This window comes from Rhodococcus ruitaii (assembly GCF_055230935.1).
This window is the reverse complement of the sequence record NZ_JBUYWC010000007.1, coordinates 271,839-290,505: the sequence shown is the minus strand read 5'-3', so window position 1 is coordinate 290,505 and position 18,667 is coordinate 271,839. Positions and strand designations below refer to the sequence as shown.

Sequence of the window (18,667 nt, the reverse complement as noted above, 5' to 3'; positions counted from 1 at the left end):
CGCCGAACGTAGACTCCGTCGCATGCCCGCCATCGATGCCCCGACCGGCCCGGTCCGTGTTATTCCGACCGGGCCGGCCAGTGCTATTCCGACCGGTCCGACCCGACTCGAGCATCTCCCCAGCTTCCTGCTGAGCCAAGCCGCGCTGCACATCCACCGCGTCGTGTTCGACCGCCTCGACGCCTCCGATGCACGCGGACACCATTACCGAGTGCTCGCCGCGCTCGACGAGTACGGGCCGTCCAGCCAGGTCGATCTGGGACGCCGGTGCGGTCTGGATCGCAGCGACGTGGTGTCCGTTCTCGACGTACTCGTCGATCGACATTTCGTCGAGCGCGCACCCGACCCGAGCGACCGGCGCCGCAACATCGTGAGCCTGACCCGCCGGGGACGGAACCGGCTCTTCGACCTCGAGCTCACGCTCACCGCGGTGCAAGACGTGGCGTTCGCTCCACTCGATGGGGAAGAACGCGCTCAGTTGACTGCAATACTGACAAAGCTTGTGGGGCATCACACCCACAACGATCGAGACTGACCCGGCCGTCCGGATCGACACCGACATCACCGAAGTGGAGATCTTCTACTGACGAAGTTCACGCTTGAGCAGTTTGCCACTCTGATTCCGCGGTAGCGCGGATATGAATCGCACCGCCTTGGGCACCTTGAACGGAGCAAGCTTCTGCTTGACGTGGTCGATCAGCTCACGCTCGGTGGCGGAATGTCCGTCCTTGAGCACGACGACCGCGGTGACGGCCTCGATCCATTTCTCGTCCGGAGTGCCGATCACCGCTACCTCGGCGACCGCGCTGTGCGTGTAGATTGCGTCCTCGACCTCTCGGGAAGCAACCAGAATGCCGCCGGTGTTGATGACGTCCTTGATACGGTCGACGACCGTGATGAATCCCTCGGCGTCGCGCGTGACGAGGTCGCCCGAGTGGAACCAGCCGTCGCGGAACGCTTCCGCGGTGGCGTTGGGATTCTCCCAATAGCCGAGGCACAGCTGCGGCGACCGGTACAGCACCTCACCCGATTCACCGTCGGGTACGTCGTTGCCCTCGGCGTCGACCACACGGGTCTCCACGAACAGGATCGCCTTCCCACACGACGCCGGACGATCCTCGTGCTCCTCGGGGCGCAGCACGCACGCGAGCGGGCCGATCTCGGACTGGCCGAAGCAGTTGTAGAACGCCAGGTCCGGGTAGCGTTCGCGAAGCCGATTCAGCACCGTGACCGGCATGATCGACGCACCGTACTGGACCTTGCGCAGCGACGACAGGTCGCGGGTGTCGAGATCGGGATGGTTGGCGAGGGGCACCCACACCGTGGGTGCGAGGAACAACGATCCGATCTTCTCCTCCTCGACCATGCGCAGGATCCCCGGGATGTCGGGCGCAGGCAGCAACCGGATTGTGGCACCGATCGCGAGATACGGAAGCATGAACACGTGCATCGCCGCCGAGTGGTAGAGCGGCATGCAGATCAGCGGGTTGTCGTCGGCTGCGAGATCGAGCGCGACGATCGACGAGGTGTACTCGAACACAAGCGCGCGGTGGGTCATCATGGCGCCCTTGGGCTTCGACGTAGTGCCCGAGGTGTAGAGGAGCTGCACGAGATCGGTATCGGCCACTCCGGTCTCGACGGTCGGAACGTCGCCCGTCGTGGCGACTGCGTGCACCGAACCATCGGCGCCGCGCAGGGGTACGACAATATCGGCCGGCACATCCGAACGAACCTGGTCGATGTTCTCCTGCAGGTCAGGGTCGACGAGGATGGCCCGCGCACCCGATTGCTCGAGCAGGTAGCTCAGTTCGTCGCCGCGGAGCGCGTAGTTGATCGGCACGTGCACAAGTCCTGCGCGTGCGACGGCGAGGTAACCGATCACGTAGGCGTCGGAGTTGGTGCCGTATGCGGCAACCCGATCTCCCGATCCGAGCCCGAGCGTCAGCAGGTGCGCGGCCACGCGCGATACCGCGTCGTCGAGTTCTCGGTAGGTCACCGCGCGGTCCTCGAACCGCAATGCGACCCGATCGGGATAGCGGCCGGCGGAGCGTCGGACGATGGCATCGACGGTGCTGGAGCGCGGATCGAGACTCATAGCGACGAGACTATAGGACGCCCAATAGTCGGTCCAGGCCTAGTGATTCATCGTGACCGGGCGCCCATCAACGGTCCTGCCACACCGGCGTCCGCTTCTCCACGAAGGCCGTCATACCTTCCTGCGCATCGCAGATCATCGCGTTCTGGGCCATCGTCTCGCCCATCATTTCGTACGCCTGATCCTGTGGAAGATCGATCTGCCGATAGAACGCTTCCTTGCCGATCTTCAACGTCGCAGAAGAGGCTCGGACGATTTTCGAGGCCAGCGTCGTCGTCTCGGTTTCCAGCTCGTCAGGATCGACGACGAAGTTCACCAGCCCCCAGTCGGCGGCGGTGTCTGCATCGATCGTCTCGCCCGTGAGCAGCAGTTGCAACGCACGTTTGCGTCCGATCGCCCGGCTCACCGCAACCATCGGTGTCGAACAGAACAGACCGATCTTCACTCCGGGCGTACCGAACACCGCCGACGACGACGCCACCGCCAGATCACACGCCGCAACCAGCTGACACCCGGCAGCGACTGCTGGGCCCTGCACCGAGGCGATCACTGGCTGCGGGATAGACTGCACCGTCTGCATCATCTCGGTGCACGTGTCGAAAACGATCCGCTCCTCGTCGAGAGTGCGGTCGATCATCTCCCGCAGATTGTGCCCGGCCGAGAACACCGGCCCCTCGGCCCGGATCACGATCACCCGGACCGCGGGCTCCACCGACAGCGCCTTCAGGCCCAACGTCACTTCCCGCATGGCGGAGACCGACAGCGGGTTCCTCTCCCGTGGACGGTTGAGCGTGAGCACCCCGATACCGGTCGGCTCGTCGACCGCGATCAGCACGGATGCGGGCAAGGACTCGTCGGCGGAGCGGCCGTTCGCGTGATGATCCGTCACAGCCCTTTCTTACACGACATGCACAGGACGCGACGTCACATTGCCGTGGCCGTTTCAGCGGGCCGGCCGAGGACCCCCGCGTCGACCCTCGTGAGCAGCCTGCCGAGCGCTCCCGCAACTGCGTCGGGACTCTCGGAGAGTACCCGGTGTCCCGCGCCGGGGATCCGGACCAGCTCCGCACCGGGTAAGTGCGCCGCGAGGGCCTCGGAGTGTGCGATCGGTACGAACCGGTCGGCCGTTCCCGCCGCCACGACAACAGGAACCGTCGCGAGCACGCCTACGGCGTCGTATTCGTCGAGCACCGCAAACGCCGCGAGCAGCCGCGACCAGGTGACGACGGATGTCTCGTTCGCGAGCACCATGCCGAGCATGCGCAGCCACGAATCCGCTGCGCGTCGACGCCCGAGCATCGTGCATACAGCACCACCGGCGCGTTTCGAGCGCTCCATCGCCCTCGGCGCACGCAGTACTGCACGGTGCAGCAGCGACGCAGCGGGATGCCGCAGATAGCGACCGACGCCGGTGTCGGCGAGCCCGCCGGCCGCCGTAGACACCAGCGCAAACCCCACGATCCGGGCGCCGATCGCAGCCGGATGCAACCGCGCATACGCGAGCGACACCATGCCGCCCATCGAGTACCCGGCAAAGACCACGGGGCCGCGCGGCACAAGTGCGCGGAGCACAGCGTCGAGGTCGCGAGCCAGCTGATCGAACGTGAACGACTCGACATCACCGATGCCGGAACGGCCGTGTCCGCGCTGGTCGTAGCGCACGGTTCGGACCGCAGGTGCGCCCAGTTGCTTGCCGACGCCGGTCCAGCACGCCGAGTCCTGACAGTGGCCGTGTACGAAGACAACGGTGAGTTCGGCGTCGGGCGGGCCGTCCACATATGCGACGAGTGGCACACCGTCGTCGGCTGCGACGGTGAACCGGGAAGGTGAATCGGACATGAACAACTCCTCGAGCGACCTGCTCGATTATTCGTGTCCTCGTTTCCTTCCGTTAACCGTCGCGACCGAATCGTGACGCCCGGAACATCAGCGTGGTGCGAGCGCCCGGATCATGGGTGTCGGATCACCGTCTGCGACGAGCAGCATCGCGGGTGTGGTGACCCCCGCCTCTACGTACCGTTCGACGTGCTCGCGGCACGCGTCGGGGTGTCCGTGCACGATGAGGTCGTCGACGACACTGTCGGGGATCGCGTCGAGCGCGGCCTTGCGGTCTCCTCCGGCCCACAGGCGCCACATACCTTCGAATTCGTTCGACCGTCCGAGAAATTCGTGGAACGCACGGTAGACGGGGACATTCATGTATGCGGCGATCATCCTGCGACCCATCGCGCGGGCCGTATCGGTGTCGTACCCGGGGAGGACGAAGATCCGCGCGACGACCTCCTTGCCCGCACCGCCCTCGTGAACGTACGGAGCAACGGTGCGCACATCGTCGGCCGACAACCAGTTGACGATCGCCCCATCGGCCTCCCTACCTGCGAGACGCAGCATCCCCGGACGCAAGGCTGCGAGCAGCACCGGCGGGGCGGGGTCCGGGACAATGCCGGCGCGGAATCCGTCGACCGAGAAGGTGTCGTACTCCTGAGTGACCTTCTCCCCGGCCAGCGCCGACTTCAGGAACCGCACCGTGTCGCGGGCTCGCTTGTACGGCTCGTCGAAAGGAATGCTGTTCCATTTCTCGACGATGACATTCGACGACGTACCGACACCGAGCACGAAGCGGCCCGGCGCGGCGGAGGCAAGAGTCGCGGCAGACATCGCGAGTGTCGCCGGGCCGCGAGTGTAGACCGGGGCGATCGCAGTGCCGAGGCGCAACGACGGCGCCCACGCACTCGCAAGCGCGAGTGGGGTGAATGCGTCGGCCGCGTCGGCTTCCGACGACCACACATCGGTATAGCCGAGGTCGGGGAGTTCTTCGATCACGCTCCGCTGGTCAGCCAGGGGTATACCGTCGAGAGGCACTGTCAGCCCCCACCTCCGTGTGCTCTCCGTCATGGCCTTCACCTTAGAGCTCATTCCCACAGGTCACCCGACATCCGTATGCTGGCTTGTTGTGCATGTCGGTCAACTCTGGCGGTATCCGGTCAAGTCGTTCGGCGGTGAACGGCTGGCGTCGGCGACCGTCGAGTCCGACGGTCTGCGCGGCGACCACGTATGGGCGGTCGTCGACGCGCAATCGGGGGCGGTGGCGAGCGCGAAGAAGTTCCGTCGCTTCGGAGTGCTGCTGACGTGCAGGGCACGCCTGACGAACGAGACCGATCCGCGTGATCCGGCGGCGCTGGAACTGTTCCTCCCCGACGGCACAGTGGTGCGAGGCGACGACAGCGGCGTCGACGAGATGTTGTCGGATCTGACGGGGCACGCCGTCCGGCTCGAAGCCAAGGCCCGCTCGTACGACGCAGCTCCCTTACACGTGGTGTCCACGTCCTCCGTCGACGCACTCGACACCGGTGATCCCGTAGACATCGCAGTCCGCCGCTTTCGGCCGACGATCATCGTCGACACCGACGGCATGGGCGGTTTCGTCGAGAACGACTGGCTGGGTGTTCGGCTCCGGGTAGGCGACGCTGTGATCGAGCCGGACAGACGCACCGATCGGTGTGTGATGGTGACGCTCGACCACCAGGAGATTCCAGCTCGGCGCGAGATGCTGCGCACCGTCATGTCGCGCAATCGCGTACTGACCCGCGAGGATGGTAAGGAAGCACCGTGTGTCGGTGTGTACGCACAGGTCAGCGCAACGGGGACCATCCACCGCGGCGACCCGGTCGACACAATCTGAGGCCGCCGACTTTCCTCCAGTTCCCCGGGTTTCCACACGTCGACGACCTACGGAAACCCGCACTATCGAAGGAAAGCTTCCAGGCACAGGCAACGTCCACCCCTGGACATATCGCTTATCGATGTGTATAACGATTATCGATGCATCGATAATCGTTATGATCCGATCGATACGCAGGGAGATAACATGAACACCACCGACACCGGACCACTCCCCCCGACCGACACATCGAAAAAAGACCGCCGCGACCTGTGGGCCTCAATCGCGGTCTTCGCACTCACCGGCGGCGTGGTGGTCTACACCTACGCTGCCGAACTCCTCCGCCAGATCAGCAACGAAATTGTCACAGCACGAGTCGAATTCGATGAGGCTCACCCTCTCATGTCCGACGACGGGGTGACGATGCAGTTGGGTTCACCCTCGACCATCGAAGTGCCGATCGACCCACTGTCCCCCGTCACCGTAGGCTTTCTCCGCAGCGCAGACGCACTGCAGACCCTCGGCTACATCACGGTGCTGGCGTTGCTCATCTGGATGGTCGCCCGATTCGCCCGCGGACGCCTGTTCGATCCTCTCGCGATCCGCCTCGTCGGCATCTCCTCCCTCGTGGCTGTCGCAACCATCCTGATTCCCCAGATGCCGCGCACTCTGGGCACCAACATGCTGCTGCGTGATGTAGAGGCACGGGAGATGCTCGACTTCGCGCCCCTCGGCCCCGAATTCTGGTATGGCTACGTGTTCTGCATGGCCCTGTCCGCAGTCGCAGTCGCACTACGTATCGGCAGCCGGATGGCCCGGGATAATGAGGGCCTGGTCTGATGCCCCCCGAAACTGATCATGCCGTTCGCTGCCACCTCGATTCCCTGCTTGCAGATCGCGGCATGACGCTCGCCCACCTCGCCGAACAGGTCGGGGTGAGCGTAGTGAACTTGTCAGTACTCAAGAACGGCCGAGCCAAGGCAGTTCGGTTCTCGACCCTCACCGCCATCTGCCGAAGCCTCGATTGCACAGTGGGAGAACTTCTCTCGATCGACTAGCCCTGCGACGGCAGGATGCGAGTGCGAACCTCACCGAATCCGATGCGCGAGCCGTTCGCACCAGGCGCGGTGGCGGAGATCGAGATCTCGTCGCCGTCCTGAACGAAGGTGCGGGTCTCGTCACCGACCTGAACGGGTTCAGCTCCGCCCCAGGTGAGTTCGATGAATGCACCACGCTGCTCCTTCTCCGGACCGGAGATGGTGCCCGAGCCGAACAGGTCGCCGGTACGGGTCGCGGCGCCATTGACAGAGGTGTGCGCCAGCATCTGCGCGGGCGACCAGTACATCTGCGCGTACGGCGGCCTCGACACGACATGCCCGTTCCACTCGACCGCGAGATCGATGTCCAGTCCCCACTTCTCGGATCCCTTCAGGTACGGGAGCGGTTCCGGATCCTGCACAGGGGTGTCGATGCGTGCGCCCTCGAGTGCGGCGAGCGGAACAACCCACGGCGAGATGGACGTCGCGAACGACTTGCCGAGATTCGGACCGAGCGGCACGTACTCCCAGGCCTGGATGTCGCGGGCCGACCAGTCGTTGAGGATCACGGCGCCGAAGCAGTGGTCTGCGAAATCGTCGGGAGCGATCTGCTCACCCATCTTCGAGCCGACACCGACGATGAAGCCCATCTCCGCCTCGATATCGAGGCGGATCGACGGACCGTACACGGGCGCTTCGCCGTTCGGGCCCTTGCGCTGACCGCACGGACGGACGATATCGATACCCGAGGTGATGACGGTCGATGAGCGGCCGTGGTAACCGACGGGCAGATGCTTCCAGTTCGGCATGAGCGGATCAGGGTTCTGGGGACGGAACAGTCGGCCCAGATTCGACGCGTGGTTCTCCGACGCGTAGAAGTCGACGTAATCCGCAACCTCGATCGGCAGGTGCAGCGTGACGTCGGCGATCGGGAAGACCTCATCGTCGGCCACATCACCGGCGATGGTCTGTTGGATAGTTGCGCGCACCTCGTCCCAGCGGGCACGGCCCTGCGCCATGAAGGCGTTGATGCTCGGCTCGGCGAACACGATGTCGTCGTCGAACACACGACTCAGGTCGAGGACCGAATCACCCACGCGCACACCGACGCGCGGTTCCGAGTCTTTTGTGGAGAAGATGCCGTAGGGCAGGTTGTCCGGTCCGAAGAGCGAATCCTCGGGGATGGCAATGGTGGTCATTCGTGTGATCCTTCGCGGTGCGCCACCGCATCAGCGGCGGAGGTGATCGGGGATACGGACGACGGTGCGAGCCCGAGATCGAGCAGGTCGGTGAGCGGATCGGAGATACTGCAGGTGCCGTACGAGCGGAACATGCCGCGTACCTCGGCGGACCGCTCGACGGACAGGCCCTTCAGGCGCGAGGCAAGCGCCGCACCATCCCGGTCGGCGAGCGACGCGGCGATGGCAGCGTTGTCGGCGCCGTCGAGGGCAGCGGCGACGGCGTCGAGGATGTTCAGAAACCCGTGCTGCTCGAATCCGGTTTCCGGGTCGGTGTTGCGGACCGCGTGATGCAGGCCGGCCGTGGCCTTGAACGGCACGCCCGTCGTGACGGCGGTGCGGATTGCCTCGGCGAGTTCGGCTTCGTCCGGATAGGCCTCGGCGACGATCCCGCCGGTGCGGAACTTCGCCGAGTACGGTGTCTGCGCCAGCCGAGCCAGGATCTCCGGGCGGCGCTCGTCGCGGGGTACTTCGACGAAGACACCGAGTTCCGGGTTGGCCGAAGCGATCTCGTCGAGCGTGGCAAAGAGTTCGTCGACCGTCTGCTCTTTGGGTACAGCGATCTCGAGGGCTGTGACGGACACCGAATCGAGGGTCGCCACCTTCGCCAGCGCGGGTGCCACCGCATCGGTACCGGTGGGGGCCGTCAAGCTCAGTTCGAGGTCTCCGCCGTAGGGCTGCTGCGCGAGCAGTCCGGCGAGTTCATCGAGACGCCCCGCGGGGAACACGAACGAACCCACGAGCGGCGCATGCTCGGCGGCGGTGTGGACTGCGTGCGCCGGGACCGCATCCGCGATCGGCGCATTTCCGGGCGGGAAGAGTGCGGCGTCGTCACACAATTGTGTGAGCAGGGGGCCGAAGGTTGTCATCGGGATGCCTCCCTGTTGCGGTTCCAGCTTCCGGCATACGCGGCGTCTTCGCTCGCGAAGGCGCCTTCACCGAGTTCGAGGGGGCGGAAGGTGTCGACCATGACGGCGAGTTCGTCGAAGAACTCGGCGCCGATGCTGCGTTCGTACGCGCCGGGCTGCGGGCCGTGAGCGTGGCCGCCGGGATGGACCGAGACGGATCCCTGCCCGATACCCGAACCCTTACGGGCCTCGTAGTCGCCACCCACGTAGAACATGACCTCGTCGGAGTCGACGTTCGAGTGGTAGTACGGCACCGGGATCGACAGCGGGTGGTAATCCACCTTGCGGGGCACGAAGTTGCAGATCACGAAGTTGTTGCCCTCGAACGACTGGTGCGCCGGCGGCGGCTGGTGCACGCGACCGGTGATCGGCTCGTAGTCATGGATCGAGAACGTGTACGGGTACAGGCAGCCGTCCCATCCGACGACGTCGAACGGATGGTTCGGCATGAGGTAGCGGGTGCCGACGATGCCGTGGGAGGTGCGGTGCTTCACGAGCACCTCGACGTTCTCCTCCTCGACGATCAGCGGTTCGGTGGGTCCGTGCAGATCGCGTTCACAGAAGGGTGCGTTCTCGAGGAACTGCCCGAACTTCGACAGGTAGCGCTTCGGTGGCACGATGTGGCTGTTCGCCTCGATCGTGTAGGCGCGCAACGGCTCGTCCCCCGTCGGCACCCAGCGGTGGGTGGTGGCCATGGGCAGTAGCACATAGTCGCCGGGCTCGGCCTCGAGCGTGCCGAATACGGTCTCGACGTTCGCGGTGCCCGACTCGATGTAGACCATTTCGTCGCCCACGACATTGCTGTAGAGGGGCGACGGCTTCGTGGACACGGCGTACGAGATGCGCACGTCGGGGTTGCCGAGGATCATGCGGCGGCCGGTGACGACGTCGGTGTCGTTCCAGACGTTCTCCGGGAAGAGATCGTGCAGCTTCAGATGCCGCGGCACGAGTGGATGGTTCGGCGTCGTTGTCTGGTCCGGGACCTTCCACTCGGTTGCCTCGACGATCGCCGACGGAATGTACTTGTGGTACAGCAGCGCCGAGTCGGACGAGAAACCTTCCTCACCCATCAGTTCCTCGTAGTAGAGGTTGCCGTGGTCGTCGCGGTGCTGGGTGTGACGCTTGGGCGGGATGACGCCGAGCTGTCGGTAGAACGCCATGGTGCAGCTCCTCGGAAATGATGGATCGGTTGCGCGGGTCTCTGCCGTCGGGATTAGTAAATACATTAACTAACTCGAGGGCGTGAGCGCAACCACACGATCGAAGGTGCGGGATTCAGTTGCGTCCGCGGACGTCGAACTGGCTGCGGTCGGTGATGAGCTTGTTCAGCAGCATCACGAGAATGTGCTGCTCAGTGTCGCTGAGGACGTCCACCCACGCGAGCTCGCGCTCATTCTGCGCGCCGAAGGCCTCGACGATATCCTTCTCGCCGGCCTCGGTCAGCGACAGCTGCACTGAACGAGCATCGTGACTGACGGGAGTCTTCTCCAGAACACCGGCTTCGACCAGGGGCTTCGCCAGGTTCGACACAGCCGCACGACTCATCCCGGTCAGCTTCGCTGCCACATTCGGTTCGATGGGACCGGCCAGCCAGATCACGAACATGAGCCGATACGCCGACCATGATCGTCCGCGCGGGCGGTGCACGCTCGATTCGAGGTCGTAGGTGACGATGTCCGAGGCCCGATTCAACGTGAGCAACACTTCGGTCGCGCCGCGGTGATGGTCGCCGAACTTGCTGTTCAGGCGCTCTTGCGCGAGTTCGACGAAGGACCAGTAGTCGAGGTCGCGGGGTGCAGACATGCCGGTCACAGTACCGCAGGCGCCACTTTTGTTCATATATTTATCATCTCGTCGCGTGCATCCTGCGACCCATCCGATCCATCGCCCTCAAGGGTCCGGCGGTGGCCGATGCCCGAGTGCACCGTCGACTCGCCCCAGTTCTGCGGCCTGGGCGGTAAATGCGGGATCGAAGAGCAGGAAACTGAGCAGATCTGCGCGATCCGCAGACGCGCCACCGACCAGCCTGGCCAGATGACCGAGTTCTGCGTTCCGCAAGCGCCGCAATCCTTTGTTTCGCGTCCGCAAGACCTCCTCCGCGAGGACCGCAAGAGCATCGGCCCGATCGAGTGGTGGACCGGCGAACTCGAATTCGATCTGACGATACGGCCCGGTTCCGGTACCGGCCGCGATGTTACGAGACTCGAGACGATGCAGGTCCTCTACCATCCGGTCGGCGAGCATCGCCCGCAGTATCACTCCGGCGGCATCGAACAGATCCGGCTCACCGGCGCCGGCCTTCTGCTGTGACGGCGGGCCGGGCGGCCAATACCGCGGGCGGGTGGCGACCATCCCCAATCGAGTGGCACCCATCTGCACCGCCGGCTTGAGCGGCATGTTCAGTCGTACGCCTCCGTCGACATACCAGCCTGCCCATTCGGAGGGCGTGTCGATGTGGATCGGCCGGAACAGCGCTGGCACTGCCGCAGAAGCGAGGACATGTTCGGCGTGCAGCGCGGTTTCGACGTAGGTGATGTTGCGGTTCGCATCGTACGGCGGCAACTGAACCGAGTGGTGTTTCTCTACGAACACCACGGTGCCTCCGGTCGCTACCGAGGTGGCTGCGACAGCGACGACGTCGAGCAGTCCCCGATCGATGTTCTCGCGCACCTGCTCGAACGAGACCAACGAGGTGATGGTCTCGCGCATCCTGGTGGTGTCGAACAAGCTCGGGAGCCGCATCGGCAATCCCGCCAACTGCCCCAGATACCGCAATCCTCCGCGCGCAACACTGCCGGTCACGGAGAACACATCGTCGAGAGACACGGAGTTCCACAGCGAGACGACGTGTTCGGCTGCGTGGTCGAGGCCGAGGTGGGCGTTACCCGCCAACCCGACCACGTTGAGGGCACCGGCGCTGGTACCGACCAGGATCGTGGGGGCCTGACCGAGGCGAGGTAGCAACGTCGTGATGGCGCCCGCTTCGTACGCGCCACGGGCACCGCCGCCTGCCACTACGAGACCCACTCGAACAGTCACCCTTCCGACCATAACCGGCCGCGCTTCGGACCGGTGTTCATCGGACGAAACTAACGGGGGCGCAGCACTTTCCACCATCCTTCGCCGATCTCCCACACCGCCACAGCGAGCGTGACAACGATGACAATCCCGTTGGCCACCTGCATCGAGTCCACCGTCTCACCGAATGCCGCGGCGAAGTACTCGGGCTCGAACAGTCGGTCGGTCGCGGCGAGCCAGACCACCGGAACGGTGAACAGAAGGCTCAGTACGGTATTGATCGCAGCGAGAATGCGCGTCCAGTGCCCGACTGCGTACTTGACGATCTCGAGCACGGTACTGACCACCAGCAGGGCGATGAGCGCGGGAAGCCAGAACGACCAGAGGTCGGGATCGAGGATCGGGATGGGTGCTCCGTCGGCAGTCTCGTAGCCCGAGAAATCACGTTGCAGCACTACCGCGGCGATCCCGACAACGACGAACGCCACGGTCCACACCGTGTCGCCGAGCGAGATCCGACGGTTCACGTCCGTGTCCGGAAGCTTCTCGACCGTCCATTCCCCCGTGAGGTTGCTGTGCCGATGTCCGTTTCGTTCCAGAGCAGCGAACACAAGGGTCGTCCAGAACACGATCTGCAGGGCAACGATCGCCGTCGCCCAGATTCCCGAAGCGATCGCCCCGCCCACCGAATCGCCCTCGATCACGTCGAGGATCAAGACGACCACACCTGGAATCGGCGCGATCCACAGCAGAACGGCAAGCAGCCGCCGCCAGTCGAGGTAGAGCTCGGGCCCGATCAGATACAGCGGGCGCTCGATGTACTCGGCAGCCAGCCGGTCGGGGTCACCGAGCTCGGTGAGCACAGCAGTTTCCGCCTCGCCAGGGTCGGCGCCGGAGTCGACGCGGGCATCGATGGCATCGGCGATCGAGCCGCGCAGTTCGCGGTCGATGTCGTTACGTTTACCGGCGGGAATTCTGCGCAACGTCGTGGCGACGTAACGGTCGGTGAGCGTCATCGCGCATCTCCTTCGGTTTCGGAATCGATGGTGTGCAGACTGCGGCCGAGTGCCGTCCACTCGTCGAGCAGCAGCGCCGCAAGCTCTTCCCCCGCTGCCGAAGTTCGGTAGAACTTACGCGGACGCGCTTCGTCGGTGTTCCACTCACTGACGAGGAGCCCTTGCTTTTCGAGCCGCCGCAACAGCGGGTAGAGAGTGTTGGCGTCGACAGCGACACCTGCATCCGCCAGCGCTTCGAGCAGGCCGTAGCCGTACCCGGGGGTGCGCAGCATCAGAAGGCTCGCAACGACGACGGAACCTCGTCGCACTTCCTGGCTGTGGCCGGCGGAGACATCGGGGTCGATCACACGTCACACGATAGTGTGTGACACACACTATCGCAACGGATACAGGCTCGAAGTGAGGAAAGGTCCGGGTCAGAACTGGTATCCGCGGCGGACGTCGTCGACAATCTGCGGCCGATCCAACGTCGACGGCTCCATCTCGCGAGGCTGCCGGTCGAGCGGGAACGCCGACGCCGCCGCGAGAGTCGCGGAATCGAGGAACTTCCGCGGTGCAGCATTCGCCGACAGTGCAGGACTCGGAGGTGGGCCGGCCTGCGCGAGGGCGAATCCCCAGTCGCCGAAACTCGGCACGTGCACGTGATAGGGGGTCGTGCCCAGGCCCGCCGACGCAACCGTCGACACCGTCCGCCAGTATGCGTCCGGAGTCGAGAACGGGCTGCCCGCCTGCACCGCCATCAGACCGTCGGGATTCAACACCGACGCGACAAGTCCGTAGAACTCCGTCGAATACAGACGCCCGAGCGCGGGAGTGTCCGGATCGGGCATGTCGACGACGATCGCGTCGAAACCGGGGCCGGTGTACTCGCGCAGCCATCGGAACGCGTCGTCGACGACCACCTGCACCCGGTCGTCCCGTAGTGCCCCGCCGTTGAGCACAGCCAGCCGGGTGTTCGCGAGTTCGAGGACCATCGGGTCGAGTTCCACCTGCACGACCTCCTGCACGTGCGGATGGCGCAGGATCTCCCGCGCGGCGAGTCCATCGCCGCCACCGAGAACGAGAACACGGGCTGGGTCGCGGGCGAGCGCCGGATACACCAGGGCCTCGGTGTATCGGTACTCGTCGCGGCTCGAGAACTGCAAATCACCGTCGAGATACAGACGCACATCGTCGGCGCGCTCGGTCACCACGATCTCCTGATACTGCGAGCGGTGCGCATACACCACGGGATCCGGATAGAGACGCTGCCGCGACGTGGTCTCGATATCGGACGAGCGCAACAAGAGAATCGCCAGCACAGTTGCGGCAAGCAGTAGCACCACCAGGGACAACGCCCGGGTCACCGGCCGCAAGTGCCCCCGCAGTAGGAACAGCGCTGCAACGGCCGCCGCCGCCAGATTCACCATCCCGGTCAGCGCCGCACCGCGGATCATGCCCGCAGCGGGCAGCAACAACAGTGGCCACGCCAGGCCGCCGATCAGCGCGCCGGCATAGTCGGCCGCGTTGAGATTCGCGAGCACCTTCCCAGTGTCACGAGCGTCTGCAGTGCGGCCGGTCTGCATCAGGGTCATGAGCAGCGGCACTTCGGCACCTACGAGCATCCCGATCGCCGCGGTCGCGACGACCAGCACCCACGTCGACGACCCGACGAACGTGAACGCCACATACAGCACCGTCGCGCTCAGCCCGCCGATCAGGCCGAGCGCGACCTCGACGCCGATGAACGCCGGCGCGGCGTGCGGCAGCAACGGTTTCGCAGCAAGCGCACCCAATCCGAGCGCGGCAACGAAGCCCGCCACGATCAGGGAGGTCTCGGTGATGCCACCACCGGTCAAACTGACCGACAAAGTGAGCAGCGCAAGCTCGTACACCAGTCCGCACGCGGCACACGCGGCCACCGCCGCGAGCAGCATCACACGTGTCCGGCGCCCCAGGGCCGGTCCGCTCGAGTCGACGTCGGGAGTGGTCGCGTCGGTCACAGGATCACGACAGGGCAACCGCGTTGACCAGTCCCACCGACAGCAGCGTGATCGCCACGGCCCACGCGGCACCGCTCATGTGGGGCTCGGCGACCAGCGCCGTGATCCGCCCCGGCAATACACGGTTCATGATGAGCAATGCGGCTGCCTGTAACAACACACCGACCAGACCGTAGACGAGCGAGTCGGTGATCCCCTGCGCGAACCCATCGGAACTGGTGGCGATCGCGGTCACCACAATGATGGCCAGCGCCAGGTGATTCGCGCCGAGCAACAACGCGGCATTGGGATTGCGGTCCACATACACCTGATGACGCAGGTTTCCGGGGGTCAGGCCGTCGAGCACCGTGAACCCGAGGGCCAGAACGCCGACGCCGATGACGAAGTAGATCAGCGTCCCGATCACCCCCTGCAGGAGCAGAGACGGGTCGACGGTGCCGATCTCGAGCTCGGCGGCCAGCAAGGTGACTGTCATGTCTCAGGTTCCGATCTGCTGAGTTGGTTCGTCATTTCGCGCTCCCCGAGCCACCGGAGGTGTTCCCGGCGGCTGGTGAACCGGGCGTGAAACCCGGCCCGAGGAACACGAACCCGCCGCTGCTGTAGCGGCCGTCGAGGTCCTCGACAGTGATGGTGCTTCCGCCGCCGGACGCAGCGCCGACGGTGACGATGTCGTCGTTGTACCGGAGATATTCGTTGCCGCCGTCCGCTTTCCGTGCCGCGGGTTCGTCGTTCTCCACAATGCTGGACACTGTGGTCCCCACCGGGTCGGGCGAGTGGTAGGTGTCGACGTCCCCCGACGTGCCACGGTGCTCGTAGGTGTCGGCGATGTAATCACGCACCTGGCTGCCGCACCCCGCGGTCGCGAGCACGGCGACAGCAAGCACGAATCCGGCTGCCATTCGTCTCACGGGCACCACCGGCTCTCGGTCTCCACGATCACACCCGAGTCGGTGCACGGGTAGAGATGCCAGGTACGCCAATGCCATTCACCGGAGTCGGCCGCGCCGGTCAGCGCGGTGAGCGCGTCGTCGTTCCCCGGGAATCCCGCGCACAACCATCCGCGCCCGGACGACGCCGTGTCGCGGAGTTCCTTTGCTCGGCGCGCCAGTTCGTCGCGCGGCACCGTGGTGGCACGGCTCCGGAACCGGTAACCGCCGCGGTCTTCACGATCGGGCAGCAGGCGACCACCCACACCTACGGCGTCGCACGAAACCTGTTCAGTGAGAGTATGTTCTCCCGATTCGGCGGTGACCACGTGCGATGCCCCCAGCACACCGAGGGTAAGTATGCCTACGACGGAATCGGTCAACTGCTCGTACACCAACGGCGTGGGTGCGGGCGCATCGAGGACAAGCCCCAGCGCCTGAGCGGAGACATCACGCGGAGCGATGTCGAGCACGTGCAGACTCATTCCGCGGGCCCCGCGTGGATGACGGTCAGCTCACTGCGCGTGACCGCACGTCCCGTCGACACTTCCCACGACCCGCCGCGCGACCACCGCTCGAACGCGATCAGACCGGTGCGATCCGCGGTCGCATAGTCGGCGTAGTCCATGGTGCCGCTCGGAGCCGTCCCGGTCGTTCCTTCCGCGGTGAATCCGGCAGTGCCCGCTTCGAGCTGACGGTGCACGCGGTCGTCCAGGACGACATCACCCCCCGGCTCCAGGCCGGTGCCCTCCCGCCGCATCCAGAGGGTCATCTCGAGTTCACCCTCGTCGTTCTCGACGGTGAGCCAGCGACGGCCGGTCGACCCGTCGAGCAGGTGCTCCTGCCAGCGATAGCCCTCCTCGTCGAGGTGCAGCGTGCCGCGCACTACATGGTCGATGCCCGCGTACGTGATGATGTCGCCGACACCGATCGTGTACGGATCCCACACCTCCGGATAGTCGGCGAGCGGATCGACTCTGGCTGGCGGCGCAGATGGCTTGCGGGTGCGGATCACCACGACGACGACGGCCACGACGACAACAACGATCAGCAGGACAAGCAGGACTTCGATCATCGAGGCACCCCAGGTCGACAGCAGTTCCGTGGATCGACATTACCGGCCGGCGTGAGCCCCGCCCCAGCCGTCCGGCCGCCGTGCGCTCGAGCACTCCGTCGCGCCCATCCGGCACAAATTCGCACACAGGTGTGCACAATCAATGGGTGAGTTCAACAGGTACCCCCACCGATCCCCATCGCACGACGCTGCGGGGGCCCCGATTCTGGCTCGCGCCGCTGGTCGTCGTCACTGCAGTGATGTCTGCGCTCGGCTACTTCTACCTCGCGAGTATGGTCAGTCCGGCGGACAATCTGCGCGAATTCCCCATGGCGATCGTCAACCAGGATGTCGGCGACGTCATGCCCGGCGACGACGAACCGCGGAACCTCGGAACCGAGATCACCACCGCGATCCTGGACGGCATCGATCCGGCAGAGATCGACATGCAGGAGATGGGCATCTCGGCGGCCAACTCCGGTCTCGACAACGGATCCTTGTACGGCGCGATCGTGATCCCCAGCGACTTCACCAAACGCACCTCGATTCTCGCGCAGGGCAGCGTGGTACCCGGCGACATCGAAAAGCCGATCATCACTGTCTACTCGAATCCCCGGACGGGAACGTTCGCGAGCGGCATCGTCGACATGATCAGCGACACCGCTATGGCCCAGGTCAACGACACGGTTGGGGAACAGCTCACCACCCAGGTCGCGGACACCCTCGCCGAGACCGCACCCGACCTGCAGTTGTCGGGAGGAAGTCTGCTCACGCTCCAGGAGCCGATCAACGTCCTGAACGTCGAGCACAAGCCGCTGCCCGACGGCACCGGCGCCGGCCTGTCCGCGTTCTACTTCACGCTGCTGCTGATCCTCGCGGGATTCACCGGCGCCACAATCGTCAACACCCTCGTCGACACCGCTCTCGGGTTCATCCCCACCGAGTACGGCCCGCTCTACATCAGCAAAGAGACCACCCGTATGTCCCGTTTGACGGTGTTGTTCATCAAGTGGGGAATCATCGTCGTGCTGTCACTGATCGTGTCGGCGCTGTATCTGTGGATCGGCACGGCCCTCGGTATGCCTGTTCCGCACGCCCTGCTGATGTGGGAGTACGGGGCACTCGCGATCAGTGCGGTGGGCATCACCTCGGTGTCGGTGATGTCCGTGTTCGGATCCGCAGGTCTACTCGTGAACCTGTTCCTCTTCATCGTGCTCGGGCTACCGTCGTCCGGTGGCACGGTCCCGATCGAGGCGATGCCCAAGGTGTTCGAGTGGCTGTCGACGTTCGAGCCGATGCACCAGATCTACATCGCGACCCGCGCGATCCTCTACTTCGACGGCCACGGCGCCGCAGGACTGACGCACGGAGTCGCGATGACGTTCGTCGGGCTCGGTGTCGGCGTGGCGCTCGGTGCGATCGTGACGTGGCTGTACGACCGTCGGGGATTCCATCGCTCCACCGAATTGCTGGCGCTCGACACAGTGTCCGTTTCCGAGAGGGGAGAGCCGCCTACCAGCCCCTGAACATGGGGAACGAGCTCCGCTCTTGTGCACGCACTCGTTCCGTCGCATCTACCGATCGGTCCGCATCGATCTCGACGGCGGTGATGTCCGCGCCGGCCGAAACCGGACTCTCCCGTGCGCTGGGACGGTCTGTATCCGGCCCGCAGCGGGTGCTTCTTCCGTTCCCGGACCCGCCGACGTAGATGGTGGCCGCCGACATCGATCCC

21 protein-coding genes are annotated in these 18,667 nt (G+C 65.1%); 5 read left to right on the top strand and 16 right to left on the bottom strand.

The window, feature by feature from the left end:
* Window positions 1–22 precede the first annotated feature (22 nt).
* Window positions 23–535, top strand: coding sequence for a MarR family winged helix-turn-helix transcriptional regulator (locus ACZI8W_RS11140; protein WP_463368552.1), 513 nt, complete (start codon window positions 23–25; stop codon window positions 533–535).
* Between the two features lie 45 nt (window positions 536–580).
* Here ACZI8W_RS11140 and ACZI8W_RS11135 read toward each other — a convergent pair whose 3' ends face one another.
* From ACZI8W_RS11135 to ACZI8W_RS11120, 4 genes are all read right to left on the bottom strand, one after another.
* Window positions 581–2,095, bottom strand: a complete 1,515-nt coding sequence (locus ACZI8W_RS11135; RefSeq protein WP_463368551.1) for an acyl-CoA synthetase — start codon at window positions 2,093–2,095, stop codon at window positions 581–583.
* Window positions 2,096–2,162: 67 nt separating this feature from the next.
* Complete coding sequence (locus tag ACZI8W_RS11130; RefSeq protein WP_463368607.1) at window positions 2,163–2,942, bottom strand: enoyl-CoA hydratase; 780 nt, start codon at window positions 2,940–2,942, stop codon at window positions 2,163–2,165.
* Window positions 2,943–3,019: 77 nt separating this feature from the next.
* Entirely contained in the window at window positions 3,020–3,934 is a 915-nt protein-coding gene (locus ACZI8W_RS11125) for an alpha/beta fold hydrolase (protein WP_463368550.1), read from the bottom strand.
* An 87-nt stretch (window positions 3,935–4,021) separates the two neighbouring features.
* Window positions 4,022–4,990, bottom strand: a complete 969-nt coding sequence (locus ACZI8W_RS11120; RefSeq protein ID WP_463368549.1) for an LLM class F420-dependent oxidoreductase — start codon at window positions 4,988–4,990, stop codon at window positions 4,022–4,024.
* On the opposite strand from ACZI8W_RS11120, the gene ACZI8W_RS11115 reads away from it, so the two are divergent.
* From ACZI8W_RS11115 to ACZI8W_RS11105, 3 genes are all read left to right on the top strand, one after another.
* Entirely contained in the window at window positions 4,989–5,777 is a 789-nt protein-coding gene (locus ACZI8W_RS11115) for an MOSC domain-containing protein (RefSeq protein ID WP_463368548.1), read from the top strand. The two genes, ACZI8W_RS11120 and ACZI8W_RS11115, sit on opposite strands and share 2 nt — an antisense overlap.
* A gap of 186 nt (window positions 5,778–5,963) precedes the next feature.
* A complete protein-coding gene (locus ACZI8W_RS11110; RefSeq protein ID WP_463368547.1) occupies window positions 5,964–6,596 on the top strand; it encodes a hypothetical protein in 633 nt (210 codons plus the stop codon).
* The gene (locus ACZI8W_RS11105) at window positions 6,596–6,814 is read left to right on the top strand and encodes a helix-turn-helix domain-containing protein (RefSeq protein ID WP_463368546.1); all 219 of its coding nucleotides are present in this window, start codon (window positions 6,596–6,598) and stop codon (window positions 6,812–6,814) included. Before ACZI8W_RS11110 ends, ACZI8W_RS11105 begins: the two co-directional genes overlap by 1 nt.
* Here the strand turns inward: ACZI8W_RS11105 and fahA are convergent.
* From fahA to ACZI8W_RS11045, 12 genes are all read right to left on the bottom strand, one after another.
* Window positions 6,811–7,992: a fumarylacetoacetase gene (gene fahA, locus ACZI8W_RS11100; RefSeq protein WP_463368545.1), complete on the bottom strand. Its 1,182-nt coding sequence runs from the start codon at window positions 7,990–7,992 to the stop codon at window positions 6,811–6,813. The two genes, ACZI8W_RS11105 and fahA, sit on opposite strands and share 4 nt — an antisense overlap.
* Window positions 7,989–8,900, bottom strand: a complete 912-nt coding sequence (locus tag ACZI8W_RS11095) for a hypothetical protein (RefSeq protein ID WP_463368544.1) — start codon at window positions 8,898–8,900, stop codon at window positions 7,989–7,991. The genes fahA and ACZI8W_RS11095 overlap by 4 nt, the downstream gene beginning before the upstream one ends.
* The gene (locus ACZI8W_RS11090; RefSeq protein ID WP_463368543.1) at window positions 8,897–10,099 is read right to left on the bottom strand and encodes a homogentisate 1,2-dioxygenase; all 1,203 of its coding nucleotides are present in this window, start codon (window positions 10,097–10,099) and stop codon (window positions 8,897–8,899) included. The genes ACZI8W_RS11095 and ACZI8W_RS11090 overlap by 4 nt, the downstream gene beginning before the upstream one ends.
* 115 nt (window positions 10,100–10,214) lie before the next feature.
* Window positions 10,215–10,742 (bottom strand): MarR family winged helix-turn-helix transcriptional regulator, encoded by a 528-nt coding sequence (locus ACZI8W_RS11085; RefSeq protein WP_463368542.1) that lies wholly within the window; start codon window positions 10,740–10,742, stop codon window positions 10,215–10,217.
* A gap of 87 nt (window positions 10,743–10,829) precedes the next feature.
* Window positions 10,830–11,978 carry a patatin-like phospholipase family protein gene (locus ACZI8W_RS11080; protein ID WP_463368541.1) on the bottom strand — a complete coding sequence of 383 codons (1,149 nt, stop codon included), beginning with the start codon at window positions 11,976–11,978 and terminating at the stop codon, window positions 10,830–10,832.
* Window positions 11,979–12,028: 50 nt separating this feature from the next.
* On the bottom strand, window positions 12,029–12,973 hold the full coding sequence (locus tag ACZI8W_RS11075; RefSeq protein WP_463368540.1) for a permease prefix domain 1-containing protein: 945 nt from the start codon (window positions 12,971–12,973) through the stop codon (window positions 12,029–12,031).
* On the bottom strand, window positions 12,970–13,320 hold the full coding sequence (locus ACZI8W_RS11070) for a PadR family transcriptional regulator (protein ID WP_463368539.1): 351 nt from the start codon (window positions 13,318–13,320) through the stop codon (window positions 12,970–12,972). The genes ACZI8W_RS11075 and ACZI8W_RS11070 overlap by 4 nt, the downstream gene beginning before the upstream one ends.
* A gap of 69 nt (window positions 13,321–13,389) precedes the next feature.
* Window positions 13,390–14,889, bottom strand: coding sequence for a polyamine aminopropyltransferase (locus ACZI8W_RS11065; RefSeq protein ID WP_463368606.1), 1,500 nt, complete (start codon window positions 14,887–14,889; stop codon window positions 13,390–13,392).
* A 70-nt stretch (window positions 14,890–14,959) separates the two neighbouring features.
* On the bottom strand, window positions 14,960–15,430 hold the full coding sequence (locus tag ACZI8W_RS11060; protein WP_463368538.1) for a DUF350 domain-containing protein: 471 nt from the start codon (window positions 15,428–15,430) through the stop codon (window positions 14,960–14,962).
* A 31-nt stretch (window positions 15,431–15,461) separates the two neighbouring features.
* Window positions 15,462–15,854, bottom strand: a complete 393-nt coding sequence (locus ACZI8W_RS11055) for a DUF4247 domain-containing protein (protein WP_463368537.1) — start codon at window positions 15,852–15,854, stop codon at window positions 15,462–15,464.
* Window positions 15,855–15,859: 5 nt separating this feature from the next.
* Window positions 15,860–16,366 (bottom strand): DUF2617 family protein, encoded by a 507-nt coding sequence (locus tag ACZI8W_RS11050; RefSeq protein ID WP_463368536.1) that lies wholly within the window; start codon window positions 16,364–16,366, stop codon window positions 15,860–15,862.
* Window positions 16,363–16,956 (bottom strand): DUF4178 domain-containing protein, encoded by a 594-nt coding sequence (locus tag ACZI8W_RS11045; RefSeq protein ID WP_463368535.1) that lies wholly within the window; start codon window positions 16,954–16,956, stop codon window positions 16,363–16,365. Before ACZI8W_RS11045 ends, ACZI8W_RS11050 begins: the two co-directional genes overlap by 4 nt.
* 146 nt (window positions 16,957–17,102) lie before the next feature.
* Between ACZI8W_RS11045 and ACZI8W_RS11040 the strand changes: the two genes are divergently transcribed.
* Window positions 17,103–18,461, top strand: a complete 1,359-nt coding sequence (locus ACZI8W_RS11040) for a YhgE/Pip domain-containing protein (protein WP_463368534.1) — start codon at window positions 17,103–17,105, stop codon at window positions 18,459–18,461.
* Window positions 18,462–18,667: the final 206 nt, after the last annotated feature.